The 14,712-nt window shown below is 67.0% G+C and carries 12 protein-coding genes; 3 read left to right on the forward strand and 9 right to left on the reverse strand.

Annotated features, from left to right (window positions below):
• Positions 1 to 12: 12 nt before the first annotated feature.
• The gene (locus AC3WQZ_RS05770; protein WP_010813694.1) at positions 13 to 255 is read right to left on the reverse strand and encodes an RNA-binding S4 domain-containing protein; all 243 of its coding nucleotides are present in this window, start codon (positions 253 to 255) and stop codon (positions 13 to 15) included.
• Positions 255 to 2,012, reverse strand: coding sequence for a glutamine--tRNA ligase/YqeY domain fusion protein (locus tag AC3WQZ_RS05775; RefSeq protein ID WP_010813693.1), 1,758 nt, complete (start codon positions 2,010 to 2,012; stop codon positions 255 to 257). The genes AC3WQZ_RS05770 and AC3WQZ_RS05775 overlap by 1 nt, the downstream gene beginning before the upstream one ends.
• A gap of 255 nt (positions 2,013 to 2,267) precedes the next feature.
• On the opposite strand from AC3WQZ_RS05775, the gene AC3WQZ_RS05780 reads away from it, so the two are divergent.
• Positions 2,268 to 3,707, forward strand: coding sequence for a CoA transferase (locus tag AC3WQZ_RS05780; RefSeq protein WP_010813692.1), 1,440 nt, complete (start codon positions 2,268 to 2,270; stop codon positions 3,705 to 3,707).
• A gap of 1 nt (position 3,708) precedes the next feature.
• Here AC3WQZ_RS05780 and AC3WQZ_RS05785 read toward each other — a convergent pair whose 3' ends face one another.
• The 4 genes from AC3WQZ_RS05785 to AC3WQZ_RS05800 all read right to left on the reverse strand — a co-directional run bounded on the left by AC3WQZ_RS05785 (position 3,709) and on the right by AC3WQZ_RS05800 (position 8,072).
• On the reverse strand, positions 3,709 to 4,326 hold the full coding sequence (locus tag AC3WQZ_RS05785) for a pyridoxamine 5'-phosphate oxidase family protein (RefSeq protein ID WP_010813691.1): 618 nt from the start codon (positions 4,324 to 4,326) through the stop codon (positions 3,709 to 3,711).
• 56 nt (positions 4,327 to 4,382) lie between these two features.
• On the reverse strand, positions 4,383 to 5,243 hold the full coding sequence (locus AC3WQZ_RS05790; RefSeq protein ID WP_010813690.1) for a PhzF family phenazine biosynthesis protein: 861 nt from the start codon (positions 5,241 to 5,243) through the stop codon (positions 4,383 to 4,385).
• A gap of 173 nt (positions 5,244 to 5,416) precedes the next feature.
• Complete coding sequence (gene ggt / locus AC3WQZ_RS05795; RefSeq protein WP_010813689.1) at positions 5,417 to 7,042, reverse strand: gamma-glutamyltransferase; 1,626 nt, start codon at positions 7,040 to 7,042, stop codon at positions 5,417 to 5,419.
• Positions 7,043 to 7,094: 52 nt separating this feature from the next.
• Positions 7,095 to 8,072: a Bug family tripartite tricarboxylate transporter substrate binding protein gene (locus AC3WQZ_RS05800; protein WP_010813688.1), complete on the reverse strand. Its 978-nt coding sequence runs from the start codon at positions 8,070 to 8,072 to the stop codon at positions 7,095 to 7,097.
• A 163-nt stretch (positions 8,073 to 8,235) separates the two neighbouring features.
• Between AC3WQZ_RS05800 and AC3WQZ_RS05805 the strand changes: the two genes are divergently transcribed.
• Complete coding sequence (locus tag AC3WQZ_RS05805) at positions 8,236 to 9,120, forward strand: LysR substrate-binding domain-containing protein (protein WP_010813687.1); 885 nt, start codon at positions 8,236 to 8,238, stop codon at positions 9,118 to 9,120.
• 227 nt (positions 9,121 to 9,347) lie between these two features.
• Positions 9,348 to 11,603, forward strand: a complete 2,256-nt coding sequence (gene katG, locus AC3WQZ_RS05810) for a catalase/peroxidase HPI (protein WP_011615827.1) — start codon at positions 9,348 to 9,350, stop codon at positions 11,601 to 11,603.
• A gap of 143 nt (positions 11,604 to 11,746) precedes the next feature.
• Here katG and AC3WQZ_RS05815 read toward each other — a convergent pair whose 3' ends face one another.
• The 3 genes from AC3WQZ_RS05815 to AC3WQZ_RS05825 form a co-directional block, all read right to left on the reverse strand.
• On the reverse strand, positions 11,747 to 12,220 hold the full coding sequence (locus AC3WQZ_RS05815; RefSeq protein WP_010813685.1) for an aminoacyl-tRNA deacylase: 474 nt from the start codon (positions 12,218 to 12,220) through the stop codon (positions 11,747 to 11,749).
• Positions 12,221 to 12,401: 181 nt separating this feature from the next.
• On the reverse strand, positions 12,402 to 13,904 hold the full coding sequence (locus AC3WQZ_RS05820) for a tripartite tricarboxylate transporter permease (RefSeq protein WP_010813684.1): 1,503 nt from the start codon (positions 13,902 to 13,904) through the stop codon (positions 12,402 to 12,404).
• Between the two features lie 13 nt (positions 13,905 to 13,917).
• Complete coding sequence (locus tag AC3WQZ_RS05825; protein ID WP_010813683.1) at positions 13,918 to 14,379, reverse strand: tripartite tricarboxylate transporter TctB family protein; 462 nt, start codon at positions 14,377 to 14,379, stop codon at positions 13,918 to 13,920.
• Between the last annotated feature and the right edge of the window lie 333 nt (positions 14,380 to 14,712).

Raw genomic sequence — 14,712 nt, forward strand, 5'->3', positions numbered from 1 at the left:
CGCCCCGCGCGGTCAGGCGGCGACCACGCGGATCTCGATGCCCGCCAGGCCCACCACCTGCCCGGCGCGGATCTTGGCAGTCTTGCGCGATTCAGGCGCGCCGTCCACCGAGACTTCGCCGGCGGCGACCAGCGCCTTGCCGGCGCCGCCGCTGTCGCACACGCCCGCCAGCTTGAGTAGGTCATTGAGCGCGATGAACTCGCCCTCGAGCGGGAAGGTGATGGTTTGCACGGCTGCCTTGCCAGGTTTGGCCATCACTTGCCCCAGCTGTCTTTCAGACCGACGATGCGGTTGAAGACCGGCTTGCCCGGCCGCGAATCGCTGCGGTCGGCGACGAAGTAGCCATGGCGCTCGAACTGGAAGCGGTCTTCGGGCTGCGCTTCGCGCAGGCCCGGCTCCAGGTAGGCGGTGATCACCTGCTTGGAATCCGGGTTGAGCGCATCCAGGAAGTTCTTGCCGCCGGCATCCGGGTTGGGGTCGTTGAACAGGCGGTCGTACAGGCGCACTTCGGCCTCGTACGCGTGCGCCGCGCTGACCCAGTGGATCACGCCCTTCACCTTGACGCTGTCGGCGCCCGGCGTGCCGCTCTTGGTTTCGGGCAGGTAGCTGGCGTGCACGGCGATCACGTTGCCATCGGCATCCTTGTCCACGCCGGTGCACTCGATCACGTAGCCGTATTTCAGCCGCACCTTGTTGCCCGGGAACAGGCGGAAGTAGCCCTTAGGCGGAGTCTCGTTGAAGTCCTCGCGCTCGATCCACAGCTCGCGCGACAGCGGAAAGACGCGCTTGCCGAGTTCCGGCTTCTTCGGGTGGACCGGTGCCGAGCATTCCTCGCTCTGGCCCTCGGGGTAGTTGTCGATGATCAGCTTGAGCGGCTCCAGCACGGCCACGCCGCGCGCGGCACGGCCGTCCAGGTCGTCGCGCACCGCGCCTTCGAGGGTGCTCATGTCGATCCAGCTGTCGGCCTTGGCCACGCCCACGCGGTCGCAGAACAGCTGGATCGATTCCGGGGTGTAGCCGCGCCGGCGCACGCCCACCAGCGTGGGCATGCGCGGATCGTCCCAGCCGTCCACGCGCTGCTCGTCGACCAGCTGCTTGAGCTTGCGCTTGCTGGTGATGGCGTAGGTCAGGTTCAGCCGCGCGAACTCATACTGGTGCGGCAGCGGGTCGCGAAACACGCCGCTGTCGCGCAGGTGCTCAAGCACCCAGTCGTACAGCGGGCGGTTGTTCTCGAACTCCAGCGTGCACAGCGAATGCGTGATGTTCTCGAGCGCGTCCGAGATGCAGTGGGTGAAGTCGTACATCGGGTAGATGCACCACTTGTCGCCCGTGCGGTGGTGATGCGCATGGCGGATGCGGTAGAGCACCGGGTCGCGCATCACGATATTGGGCGCGGTCATGTCGATCTTCGCGCGCAGCACGTGCTCGCCGTCGGCGTACTTGCCGGCGCGCATGTCGCGGAACAGCTGCAGGTTCTCTTCGACGCTGCGCTCGCGGTAGGGCGAGGGCTTGCCCGGCTCGGAGAAATTGCCGCGGCTGGCGGCGATCTGCTCGGCGGTCTGGCTGTCGATGTAGGCGGCGCCGCGCTCGATCAGGGTCTCGGCAAAGGCGTAGAGCTGGTCGAAGTAGTCGCTGGCGTAGTACAGGTGCGGCTGTCTGGTGCCGTCCTTGCCCTCGCTGTCCCAGGAAAAGCCCAGCCAGTGCACCGCGTCGATGATCGAATCGACGTATTCAGTGTCTTCCTTGACCGGGTTGGTGTCGTCAAAGCGCAGGTGGCAGCGGCCGCCATAGTCGCGCGCCAGCCCGAAGTTCAGGCAGATGCTCTTGGCGTGGCCGATATGCAGGTAGCCGTTGGGCTCCGGCGGGAAGCGGGTGATGACGGTCGGCAGCGGTTCGCCGGCCTTGTCCTGGCGGCCGGCATAGGTGCTGGCGGCGAGATCCTGGTCGATGATGCTGCGCAGGAAGTTGGAGGCGGCGGGGGTGCTGTCGGTAGGCTTGTTGTCGTGGCTCATGATGGCGCCGGTTGGCCGGCCTGGTGCGTCTGGGTGCTTGGGGCCGGGTCGTCAGATTGCGTGGCGGAATGCCAATAACGGGATTTTACCGTGCCGGAGCCGCCGCACGCCGCGAGCCGCCGCGGATTTCCGCCCTTATCCCGGATTTGCGTCCGCGCGGATGCGCCTGGCTGCGACGAAAGTGATGTGTCGGAGTAGCATGGGAGCGTGCCGGCCCGTGGTGGCCGGCTTTGGTCCATCGCTGCAGGAATGCCCATGAACGCCCAACCCGATGCGGCGCCAGTGCCGCTTGAGCCCTCTGAAGTCGTTGCCGCGCTGTGGCGTGATGCCGGCCTGCCCGCCGAGGCGCTGGCGCACCTGAAGCTGGACGGCGCCGAGCCGGTGCTGCCGTCGAGCTTTGCCGTGGGCACCGCCGCCCAGGCCAGCCTTGGCGCCGCGGCGCTGGCAGCCGCCGCACTGTGGCACAGCCGCACCGGCCGCTGGCAGGACGTCAGCGTCGACATGCGCCACGCCATCACCGAATTCCGCAGCGAACGCTACCTGCGCGTCGATGGTGGCCCCGCGCCCGAACTGTGGGACAAGCTGGCCGGCATCTACCGCTGCGGCGACGGCCGCTGGGTGCGCCTGCATACCAATTTCCCGCACCACCGCGACGGCGTGGTGCGCTTGCTCGGCTGCGCCAATGACAAGGCGGCCGTGCAGGCCGCGCTGGAAAAGCGGGACGCCGAAGCCTTCGAGACCGCGGCGTCCGACGCGGGCCTGGTGGTTGCGGCATTGCGCAGCTTCGAGGAATGGGACCGCCATCCGCAGGCGGCCGCCTTGCGCGGCCTGCCGCCGGTGACGCTGGAGCGCATCGGCGACGCCCCGCCGCAACCACTGCCGGCGCCCGCATCCGCGGATGCGCAGCCGCTGTCGGGCGTGCGCGTGCTCGATTTCACCCGCATCATCGCCGGCCCGGTGGCGGGCCGCACGCTGGCCGCGCATGGCGCCGACGTGCTGCTGGTCACTGCCTCGCACCTGCCGTCGATCCCGCCGCTGGTGATCGACACCGGCCGCGGCAAGCGCAGCTGCCAGCTGGACCTGCGCGATCCCGATGACAAGCGCACCCTGCACAAGCTGCTGCACGGTGCCGACGTGATGGTGCAGGGCTACCGGCCCGGCGGCCTGGCCGAGCTGGGCGTGGGGCCGGAGGCCGCGGCGCGCGCACGTCCGGGCATCGTCTATGTGTCGCTGAGCGCCTATGGCCATGTGGGGCCGTGGTCGCACAAGCGCGGCTTCGATTCGCTGGTGCAGACCGCCACCGGCTTCAATGATGCCGAAGCGCAGGCGGCCGGCGGCGACATGCCGCGCCCGTTGCCGGCGCAGGTGCTGGACCACGCCGCGGGCTACCTGCTGGCCTTCGGCGCGATGGCCGCGCTGCACCGGCGCGCGGTGGAGGGCGGCAGCTGGCATGTGCGGGTGTCGCTGGCGCAGGTGGGGCAGTGGCTGCGCGGCCTGGGGCGCGTGCCGGACGGGCTCAAGGCGCCCGAGCAGAAGATCGACGACGTTTCCGACCTGCTTGAGGCCGTGCCGTCGGGCTTCGGCATGCTGACGGTGGTGCGTCATGCGGCGCATCTGTCGGAAACGCCGGCGCGCTGGACCTTGCCGTCCGAGCCGCTCGGCACGCACGCGCCGGAGTGGCTGCCGCGCGGCTAGGTTAGTAGAGCGTGGTGCGCTGCCGCTCGGGCAGGTCACGGTCGTAGGCGGCGCCGTCGATGGCGTTGTCGCTCAGCGTGGCCAGGATCTCGCCGTTGCTGGGCAGCGACTGGCGCGCCACCTGCGCATCCGCTGCCCACAGCCGCGAGCGGATCAGCGCGCGGGCGCACTGGAAGAACACTGACTGCACCGTGACCACCAGCACCGTGGTCGGGGCCTTGCCGTCGGCCAAGCAGCGCGCGACCAGCGCCGGGTCGACGCTGATCTGCGCGGTGCCGTTGACGCGGATGGTCTCGTTGATGCCGGGGATCACGAACAGCAGCCCCACGCGCGGATCGGCAACGATATTGCGCAGGCTGTCGATGCGGTTGTTGCCGCGCCGGTCGGGCAGCAGCAGCGTGTGTTCGTCCAGCACCTGCACAAAGCCCGGCGCATCGCCGCGCGGCGAGCATTCAGCCCGGTCCTCGCCCACCGTCGACAGCAGGCAGAAGGGCGCCGCCTCGATAAAGGCGCGGTAGTGCGGGTGCAGGTAGTCGACTTCCTTGGACAGCGACGGGGCCGCCGGTTGCGCGTAGAGCGCTTCCAGTTCGGCCAGCGTGGTGATGGCGTGCGAGGTCATGGCAGGCGGGGCGTGGGTCGGCGGGAGGCGAAACCGTCAATGTAGCGCAGATGCCGTTACACGGTCACGGTACCCCGGCCGATCTCCAGCACGCGGCCGCCCACGCGGATGGCGCCTTCGGCATCGGCCTTCAGGCGCAGCCGGCAGGGGCGGCCAACGGCCTCGCCCTGGTCGATCGCATACTCGGCCGGCAGCGCGTGGCCGGTGGCCAGCAGCCAGCCGCCGAGGTTGGCGCAGGCCGAACCCGTGCCCGGGTCCTCGGCCACGCCGCCGCCTTGCTTGGTGAAGAAGTAGCGCGACAGCACGCGGCCGGGCTGCTCCGGGTCGAAAGCAAAGACGTAGACGGTCTTGCGGCCCAGGCTGCTCTGCGGCCAGATCTGCAGGCGCGCGCTGTCGGGGTTGGCGCGGCGCACGGCATCGGTGCCGCGCACTGCCACCAGCAGCTGGTCGGCGCCGGTGTCGACCCACATCGGCGACACCAGCAGGTCGTGTTCCCGCAGGCCGAGCAGGCTGGCGATGTCGGCATCGGACAGGCCCGCCGGCGCGGTCTTCGGCTTGCCGCTGTGGGGGGCGGTGAAGGTCCAGACATCGCCCTGCGCGGTCACCGGCACCACGCCCGCCGCGAACTCCAGCGTCAGCGCGTCGCCGGTTCCGGCCAGGTCGCGCACAGCGTGCGCGGTGCCCAGCGTCGGATGGCCGGCGAAGCGCATTTCATAGCCCGGCGTGAAGATGCGCACCCGCGCGCTGGCACGTTCCGACGGCAGGATAAAGGTGGTTTCCGACAGGTTGAACTGCAGCGCCAGTGCCTGCATGGTGGCCTCGTCCATACCGCGCGCATCCTCGAACACGCATAGCGGATTGCCACCGAAGGTGGCTTCGGCAAAGACGTTGAGCAGGCGGAAGGCGTAGGTGGTCATGGCGCGGGGGGCTCCGGAGGCTGGTTGATCACCAGTGTACGGAGCGGGGGCGGACACGCCATGCACAGTTGGGCCGATCGCCGGCGGGCCAGTTGCGGACAGTTGTGCCGTGCCATGAAAAACGCCCGGGTGGACCCGGGCGTATCGCTGGCGAAGGCACTGAGTCAGCCGGCTCAGAACCCCACTGCCTGGCCATCGCGCCGGCTGTCGCTGGCCGCGACATAGCCGTGCTCGGCGTCCTCCGACAGGCGCCAGATGAACTGGCCCGAGCCGAAGTCCATGTACGGATCGTCCACCGACTTGAGCTGGTGGCCGCGCGCCTTCAGGCCCGCGACCGTGGCCGGGTCCATGGTGCTTTCCACATCCAGCGTGAAGTCGCGGTTGACCTTCCAGCGCGGCGCGCAGCAGGCGGCCTGCGGCTGCTGCTTGTAATCCAGCATGCGCACCACGGTCTGCAGGTGGCCCTGGGGCTGCATGTCGCCGCCCATCACGCCGAAGCTCATCACCGGCTGGCCGTCCCTGGTCAGGAAGGCCGGGATGATGGTGTGGAACGGACGCTTGCCGCCCGCGACCACGTTGGCCGACTTCGGGTCCATCGAGAAGCCCACGCCGCGGTTCTGCAGGCTGATGCCGGTGCCCGGCACCACCACGCCCGAGCCGAAGCCCATGTAGTTGGACTGGATGAACGAGATCATCATGCCGTTCTCGTCGGCGGCGGTCAGGTAGATGGTGCCGCCCACCTTGGGCATGCCGAAGTCGAAATGCGTGGCGCGCTGCATGTCGATCAGCTTCGCGCGCGACTTCAGGTAGCCATCGTCAAGCATCTGCTCGGGCGTGACTTCCATGCTGCGCGGGTCGGCCACGTAGCGGTAGAGGTCGGCAAAGGCCAGCTTCATTGCCTCGATCTGCAGGTGCTGAGAATCGACCGAGTCCACCGGGATCGAAGCCATGTCGAACTGGTCCAGGATGCCCAGCGCGATCAGCGCGGCGATGCCCTGGCCGTTGGGCGGGATCTCGTGCAGCTCGTAGCCGCGGTAGGACTTGCTGATCGGCTTGACCCAGTCGGGGCGGTAGTTGCGCAGGTCATCGAGCGTCATGGCGCCGCCGCACTGCTGGCTGAAGGCGGCAATCTGCTCGGCGATCTCGCCTTCATAGTAAGCGCGGCCACGGGTCGCGCCGATCTTGCGCAGGGTTTCGGCGGCAGCCTTCATGGTGAACTTCTCGCCCACCGCGGGTGCGCGGCCATTGGGCATGAAGGTCTCGGCATAGCCGGGCTGGTCCTTCAGTTCAGGCACCGCGGCGGCCCACTTGTGTGCCACCACCGGCGGCACGGCATAGCCGCGCTCGGCGATCTCGATCGCCGGCTCCATCAGGTCGGCGAACGGCAGCTTGCCGAAGCGCTCATGCAGCGCGGCCCAGCCGGCGACCACGCCGGGCACGGTGACCGAGTCCCAGCCGCGGATCGGGCGGTTGGCCAGGCCGTTGGCATCGGTGCCGTACTTGTTCTTGAAGTATTCCGGGCTCCACGCCGCCGGGGCCACGCCCGACGAGTTCAGGCCGTGCAGTTCCTTGCCGTCCCACAGGATGGCAAAGGCATCGCTGCCCAGGCCGCACGACACCGGCTCGACGATGGTGATCGCGGCGGCCGCGGCGATGGCGGCATCGACCGCATTGCCGCCCTTGAGCAGCATGCGCAGTCCGGCTTGCGCAGCCAGCGGGTGCGAGGTGGAAACCACGTTGCGCGCAAACAGCGGGATGCGCACGGAGGGGTAGGGGTTGGTCCAGTTGAAGTTCTGCATGCTTGTCTGTGTCCTTGTGCTCGGTGCGCCCGTAGCGCAAATTCTGCGGCCCTTATTCTGCCGTGATCTTGCGATCCTTGATCAGCTTGCCCCAGCGCGCGCTGTCCTTCTTCACCATCGCGGCGAACTGTGCCGGCGTGCCGCCGACCGGCTCGGCGCCCAGCTTGCCCAGGCGTTCCTTGACCTCGGGCGACTGGATGGCCTTGTTGAACTCGGCATTCAGGCGGTTGACGATATCCGCCGGCAGGCCCTTGGGGCCATAGATGCCGAACCAGGTGTCGGACTCGAAGCCGGGCAGGCCCGACTCACTCGCGGTGGGGATTTCCGGTGCCAGCGGCGAGCGCTTGGCGCTGGTCACCGCCAGTGCCTTGAGCTTGCCGTCCTTCACATGCGGCAGGCCCGACACGATGCTGTCGAACAGCACCTGCACCTTGCCCGAGATCAGGTCCGGCACGGCCAGCGCGGTGCCGCGGTAGGGGATGTGGGTGATGAACACGCCCGCCTGCGCCTTGAAGGCCTCGGCGGTCAGGTGCACCACGGTGCCGTTGCCGCTGGAGGCGTAGTTCAGCTCGCCGGGATGCTTCTTGGCGTAGTCGATCAGCTCGCGCACGTTTTTCGCCGGCAGGCTGTTCGGCACCACCAGCAGGTTGGTGGCGATCGCCACCTGGCTGACCGGGGTGAAGTCGGTCTCGGTGTTGTATGGCAGGCGGGTGTTGATATACGGCCCGATCGAGTGCGTGCTGGTGGTGGCGATCAGCAGCGTATAGCCATCGGGAGCGGCCTTGGCGGCCATGTCCGAGCCGATCGCGCCGCCGGCGCCGGGGCGGTTGTCGACCACGATCTGCTGGCCCAGGTTGGCGCCCACCTTCTGCGCGATGGCGCGTGCCAGCAGGTCGGTCGCGCCGCTGGCCGGGAAGGGCACGATCAGGCGGATCGGCTTGCTGGGATAGGTATCGGCCAGTGCGGGCGTGGCGGCCAGGCAAAGCCCGCAGCCAAGGCCGATGCCGAAGCGGCGCAGCCAGGATTTCATTCTTGTCTCCGGTGTCAGGCGATTGGCCCCGATTCATGAGCCGGCCTTCATTATTCCGTGCTGCCGGTCACAAAGAAAGCTAATATTTCTTTCCAATGTCACAAGGAAATCTTGAGGATCAGCCCTTGCCGGCATTTGCCTGACTCTTCCCTTGTGTGCACCGATGAGCACTGTCCGCTTCCTCCGTACCTTCGTTGCCGTGGCCGAGCACGGCTCCTTTGCCGCCGCTGCCGGCCAGGTGGCGCTGACCCAGGCCGCCGTCAGCCTGCAGATGCGCGCGCTGGAGACCGAATTGCGCCGCGAGCTGTTCGACCGCAACGGCCGCGTGGCCGTGCTCAATGCCGACGGCCGCGCGCTGCTGCCGCAGGCGCGGCGCATGCTGGCGCTGTATGAAGAGATGCGCCTGCCGCTGGCCTCGGACGAAGCCATGGCGGGTGCGGTGGCGGTGGGTGCGGTGGTGTCGGTGATGGGCGGGCTGTCACATGCGGTGGCGCATATGAAGCGCACTTATCCTGCGCTCGACGTGCGCCTGGTCGGCGCCAAGTCGATCGAGCTGGCGGCGCAGGTCGAGGCCGGCGAGCTGGATGCCGCCATCCTGGTCGAGGGCGCCGCACGCGTGCCCGGCACGCTGCGCTGGACGCCGCTGTACCAGGAGCCGCTGGTGGCGATCGCGGCACGCGGCAGCCCGGGCCGCGACGCACGCGAGGCGCTCGCCACCAATCCCTACCTGCGCTTCGACCGCAGCCAGCGCACCGGCGTGCTGGTCGAGCGCGCGCTGCGCCGCGCGCACCTGAAGGTCAACGAATTCCTCGAGCTGAACGCGATCGAGGCGCTGGTGGAACTGGTGCGGCAGGAGGTCGGCGTGACCGTGGTGCCGCTGCTGCGCCGCGCGCGCTGGCGCGACGACGAGGCGCTGCGCATCCTGCCGCTGCTGGTCAACGGCGAGCCGGTGATGCGTCACATCGGCATGCTGGAACGGCGCGACCACGGGCGCGGGAAGGTGACCGCGGCAGTACGGGCCGCCTGCAGCGAGCTGTTCGGCGCCTAGCTGTCGCCGTGCCATAACCAAGTCCTATCGCGCGGATAGTCAGAAACACGTTCTCCTGAAGATCCCTATTGCATATATTTCGGTTGCGGACGGGCGCTGACGCGGCCCGACTCGCCATGGGCGCCACGACTCCTGCGTTGGCGCACGCCCTCGCGCGTCCGCTGATTGCCCGACCTTTGACGCCATCGCTGCAGGCGTGTTCAGTACGTCCCTACATGGAGAAACGTATGTCTAACGAAACAAAGTGTCCGTTCAGCCATGCCGCCGGCGGCGGCACGACGAATCGTGACTGGTGGCCGAATCAACTGCGTCTGGACCTGCTGAGCCAGCATTCCAGCAAGTCCAACCCGTTGGGCGGCGACTTCAACTATGCCAAGGCCTTCAAGAGTCTCGACTTCGCAGCAGTGAAGAAGGACCTGGCCGCGCTGATGACTGACTCGCAGGACTGGTGGCCGGCGGACTTCGGCCACTACGGCCCGCTGTTTATCCGCATGGCCTGGCACAGCGCGGGCACATACCGCATTGGCGATGGCCGCGGTGGTGCAGGGCGCGGCCAGCAGCGTTTCGCACCGCTCAACAGCTGGCCGGACAACGCCAGCCTGGACAAGGCGCGCCGACTGCTATGGCCGATCAAGCAGAAGTACGGCCAGAAGATCTCCTGGGCCGACCTGATGATCCTGGCCGGCAACGTCGCGCTCGAGACCATGGGCTTCAAGACGTTCGGCTTCGGCGGTGGCCGGGAAGACACCTGGGAACCGGATGCGGATGTTTCCTGGGGCAAGGAAAAGACCTGGCTGGGCGGTGACCTGCGTTATGGCAAGGGTGCTGCCGGCAAGGATGAAGGCGTGGTCGTGGCCGACGAGGCGTTGCATGGCACCGAGACCAGCCGCACCGACTCCGGACGCAACCTGGAGAACCCGCTGGCCGCCGTGCAGATGGGCCTGATCTACGTGAACCCGGAAGGCCCCGACGGCAATCCGGACCCGCTTGCCGCGGCCCACGACATCCGCGAATCGTTCGGGCGCATGGCCATGGACGACGAGGAGACCGTCGCGCTGATCGCCGGCGGGCATGCCTTCGGCAAGACCCACGGTGCCGGTCCCGCGGACAACATCGGGCCCGAGCCCGAGGGCGCCGATCTCGAACGCCAGGGCCTGGGATGGGCGAGCACCTTTGGCACCGGCAAGGGCGCCGACACCATCACCAGCGGCCTGGAGGTGACCTGGAGCAATACGCCGACGAAGTGGGGCAATAGCTATCTGGAGAACCTGTTTGGCCACGAATGGGAGCTGACCAAGAGCCCCGCCGGTGCCAACCAGTGGGTTGCCAAGGATGCCGCGGAAACCATCCCGCACGCTTACGATCCTGCGAAGAAGCTGCGGCCGACGATGCTGACCACGGATCTGTCGCTGCGTTTCGACCCGGCCTACGAGAAGATCTCGCGGCGCTTCCTGGAGCATCCTGACCAGCTCGCCGATGCCTTTGCCCGCGCCTGGTTCAAGCTGATCCACCGTGACATGGGCCCACGCGCCCGCTACCTCGGACCGGAAGTGCCGGCCGAAGAGCTGCTCTGGCAGGATCCGATCCCGGCGGTCGATCATCCGCTGGTCAACGAGCAGGACGTCGCCGCGCTCAAGCAGAAGATCCTGGCGTCAGGGCTGCCGGTCTCGCAACTGGTGCAGACCGCCTGGGCCTCGGCATCCACCTTCCGCGGCTCGGACAAGCGCGGCGGCGCCAATGGCGCGCGTATCCGCCTGGCCCCGCAGAAGGACTGGGCAGCCAATGAGCCCGAGCAACTGGCGAAGGTGCTGAAGGTGCTCGAAGGGATCCAGGCCGAGTTCAACGGCGCACAGTCCGGCGGCAAGAAGATCTCGCTTGCCGACCTGATCGTGCTGGCCGGTGGCGCGGGGATCGAGCAGGCGGCGCAGAAGGCCGGCCATCGGGTGACCGTGCCGTTTACGCCGGGCCGCATGGACGCCTCGCAGGAACAGACCGACGTGCAATCCGTCGGGGCGCTCGAGCCGATTGCAGATGGCTTCCGCAACTTCCTGAAGGGGAAGTACAACATCCGGGCGGAGGACCTGCTGATCGACAAGGCGCAATTGCTGACCCTGACTGCTCCCGAGATGACGGTGCTCATTGGCGGACTGCGCGTCCTGAACGTGCATACCGGGCAGGATGCGCACGGCGTCTTCACCGACCGTCCGGAAACGCTGAGCAACGATTTCTTCCGCAACCTGCTCGACATGCGTACGGAATGGAAGCCGCTCTCGGAGGCCCGGGACGTGTTCGAGGGGCGTGACGCCAAGACCGGTGCGAAGAAGTGGACCGGCACCCGCGTCGACCTGGTGTTTGGTTCGAATTCCCAGCTCCGGGCCCTTTGCGAGGTCTACGCAAGCGAGGACGGACAGGAGAAGTTTGTCCGTGACTTCGTCGCCGCCTGGGCCAAGGTGATGAACCTCGACCGGTTCGACGTTGCCTGAACGGTCGCGTGGCCCCGTCAGGGCCGTCCTCCCTGACGGGGCTTTCTCAACCCGGGTGTGAGCGGCGCAGTGGACGCGTCGCCGACACAATGACAAGCGGCCGGCAAGCGCCGGCCGCGTGGCCTGCCAGGGCATGCCCCCGCCTACATGATCCTGTGCGCAAAATGCCCGCGCCGCGCATCGGCCATCAGGTCGAGGAACTGCCCGGTGCTCATGTGCACCAGTTCCTGGTGGTCGCCCGCCTCGAAGTAGACGTCGGGATGCGTCAGCAGGCTGTCGTCGAGCCAGGTCTGCGTGCCGTACGCCATGCCGACCGGCGGGAGCGCGCCGTGGTCGCAGTCGCGGAACACTTCGCGCACGCCATCCTCATGCGCCAGCGACAGCTTGCGGCCGGTCTGCTCGCAGATCTCCGACAGTTTCAGGTGGTGAGTCGAAGGAATCACGGCAGCGACGTAGCCGCTGCTGTCTTCCAGCAGGACGGTCTTGGCCAGTCGGTCTCCGGGAATGTGTGCGGCCTGCGCAGTGGCCATGCTGCTGAGGCTGTAGGGGTGCCGGACGGTGTCGAACTGGCTTTGCTTCTTGCTCAGGCATCTCGCCAGCGTGGTAGACATGGTCATGATTTCAACCTCCGATGCGCGCAGCGCGACCGTTGTCCGAGTCCTACCAATATAGGTCGTCGGGGGTCGGGCGGCGGTGGGGCGGAGCCAGAACGTAGCCGGCAAGCGCAAAAAAAAAGGGCACCTTGCGGTGCCCTTAGTGTGTTGTGCCGCCGGCCCCGGGGCCGGCGATATTCCCTGCTTATTCTTCCTGGAACGCTTCCTCGCGCTTGGCCTTGATCGACGGCATCGCCACGATCAGCACCAGCACGGCAGCGGCGATCAGCAGGCCCAGTGACAGCGGGCGCGTCACGAACACGCTGAAGTCACCACGCGACAGCAGCAGCGAGCGGCGGAAGTTCTCTTCCATCATCGGCCCCAGCACGAAGCCGAGCAGCAGCGGCGCGGGTTCGCACTTGAGCTTGATGAACAGGTAGCCCACCACGCCGAAGGCCGCGGTCTGGAACACGTCGAAGGTGGTGTTCTGGACCGAGTACACGCCGATGCAGCAGAACGTCAGGATGGCCGGGTACAGGTAGCGGTAAGGCACCTTCAGCAGCTTCACCCAGATGCCGATCAGCGGCAGGTTCAGCACGATCAGCATCAGGTTGCCGATCCACATCGAGGCGATCAGGCCCCAGAACAGCGCCGGGTTGCTGGTCATCACCTGCGGGCCGGGCTGGATGTTGTGGATGGTCATCGCACCCACCATCAGCGCCATCACCGCGTTGGGCGGAATGCCCAGCGTCAGCAGCGGGATGAAGGAGGTCTGCGAAGCCGCATTGTTGGCCGATTCCGGACCCGCCACGCCTTCGATCGCACCCTTGCCGAATTCCTGCGGATACCTGGAAGTCTTCTTCTCCAGCGAGTAGGCAGCAAACGAAGCCAGCGATGCACCGCCGCCCGGCAGGATGCCCAGTGCCGAGCCCAGCAGCGTGCCACGCAACACCGCCGGGATCATGCGCTTGAAGTCTTCCTTGGTCGGGAACAGGTTGGTGATGTGGTCGGTAAAGGTTTCGCGGTGTTCCTTCTGCTCCAGGTTGGCGATGATTTCAGCAAAGCCGAAGATACCCATTGCCACCGAGACGAAGTTCAGGCCATCGGTCAGTTCCGGCACGTCGAACGAGAAGCGCGCGGCGCCCGAGTTCACGTCGGTGCCGACCAGGCCCAGCAGCAGGCCCAGCACGATCATGGCGATGGCCTTGACCAGCGAACCCGAAGCCAGCACCACGGCGCCGATCAGGCCCAGCACCATCAGCGAGAAGTATTCGGCGGGGCCGAACTTGAACGCCAGTTCCGACAGCGGCGCGGCAAAGGCGGCCAGGATCATGGTGGCGACGCAGCCGGCGAAGAACGAGCCCAGCCCGGCTGTGGCCAGCGCCACCCCCGCTCGTCCTCGCCTTGCCATCTGGTAGCCGTCGATGGTTGTCACCACCGAGGATGATTCACCAGGCAGGTTCACCAGGATGGCGGTGGTCGAACCGCCGTACTGGGCGCCGTAGTAGATACCGGCCAGCATGATCAGCGCGGCCACCGGGGGCAGCGTGTAGGTCACCGGCAGCAGCATGGCGATGGTGGCCAGCGGCCCCAGGCCCGGCAGCACGCCGATCAGGGTTCCCAGCACGCAGCCCAGGAAGGCGTACGCGAGGTTCTGGAAGGTCAGGGCGGTGGAGAAGCCCAGACCCAGGTTGGCGAGTAGTTCCATGTTGGCGGCCTCCTTAGCTTGCCAGGAAAGCCGGCCACACCGGCATCTGCAGGTTGATGCCGTACACGAACGCGCCCAGGCTGATCAGCACCAGGATGATGGCGTTGAGGATGGCACCCTTCCAGCTGAATTCATGGCTGGCCATCGACGACACCAGCACCAGCACCAGCACCGACAGCACCATGCCCAGCGGCTTGAGCAGCAGGCCGAACAGCACCACCGAACCGAGGATCCACAAGAGCGTCTTGATGTCCCAGCGGGCCAGGTTGTCTTCTTCCGACTTGGAAGACAACGAGCCCCACAGCACCAGCACGCCCAGCAGGGCGAGCACGATGCCGAGCCAGAACGGGAAGTATCCCGGTCCCATTTTTGCGGCGGTTCCCATGGAATAACCGCGCGCGACCCAGGAAAAGCCGAATCCGACCAGGATGAACATCAGGCCGGAGGCGAAGTCCTTTTGGCTACGTATGCGCAAAGTGAATCTCCTCGATAAGACTGCTTGAAATCTCAGGAGGGCTCCCTTCCTCTGCCTTTGTTGCGATGCATCAATGCGGCAGTTTGCGGGAGCTCTCCTACGGGCAGGGTGGAAGTTAAGGGGGCGACCTTTCAGCTACCTTTCAGATGTCTGCAAACAGGGTCATGCTGAGGGTATCCCCTAGTGAAAGAGCGTTTAAAAGTGCCGCCAAGCCAAGCTGGGAGCGGGTTGGCGGGCCGTGGCGCCAGTCGCTGCGCTATCATCCGGGGCGGTCGTGCGCCGTGCGGCGCTACCCGCCGCTGAAAGGTTTGAAAGGTTCCGCAAGGAACCACT

The organism is Cupriavidus sp. FW305-26 (assembly GCF_058787975.1).

What these genes read in the sequence shown, in the direction of transcription:
- AC3WQZ_RS05770 (WP_010813694.1), bottom strand. Translation starts at nt 255, where the DNA reads ATGGCCAAACCTGGCAAGGCAGCCGTGCAAACCATCACCTTCCCGCTC.
- AC3WQZ_RS05775 (WP_010813693.1), bottom strand. Translation starts at nt 2,012, where the DNA reads ATGAGCCACGACAACAAGCCTACCGACAGCACCCCCGCCGCCTCCAAC.
- AC3WQZ_RS05780 (WP_010813692.1), top strand. Translation starts at nt 2,268, where the DNA reads ATGAACGCCCAACCCGATGCGGCGCCAGTGCCGCTTGAGCCCTCTGAA.
- AC3WQZ_RS05785 (WP_010813691.1), bottom strand. Translation starts at nt 4,326, where the DNA reads ATGACCTCGCACGCCATCACCACGCTGGCCGAACTGGAAGCGCTCTAC.
- AC3WQZ_RS05790 (WP_010813690.1), bottom strand. Translation starts at nt 5,243, where the DNA reads ATGACCACCTACGCCTTCCGCCTGCTCAACGTCTTTGCCGAAGCCACC.
- ggt (WP_010813689.1), bottom strand. Translation starts at nt 7,042, where the DNA reads ATGCAGAACTTCAACTGGACCAACCCCTACCCCTCCGTGCGCATCCCG.
- AC3WQZ_RS05800 (WP_010813688.1), bottom strand. Translation starts at nt 8,072, where the DNA reads ATGAAATCCTGGCTGCGCCGCTTCGGCATCGGCCTTGGCTGCGGGCTT.
- AC3WQZ_RS05805 (WP_010813687.1), top strand. Translation starts at nt 8,236, where the DNA reads ATGAGCACTGTCCGCTTCCTCCGTACCTTCGTTGCCGTGGCCGAGCAC.
- katG (WP_011615827.1), top strand. Translation starts at nt 9,348, where the DNA reads ATGTCTAACGAAACAAAGTGTCCGTTCAGCCATGCCGCCGGCGGCGGC.
- AC3WQZ_RS05815 (WP_010813685.1), bottom strand. Translation starts at nt 12,220, where the DNA reads ATGACCATGTCTACCACGCTGGCGAGATGCCTGAGCAAGAAGCAAAGC.
- AC3WQZ_RS05820 (WP_010813684.1), bottom strand. Translation starts at nt 13,904, where the DNA reads ATGGAACTACTCGCCAACCTGGGTCTGGGCTTCTCCACCGCCCTGACC.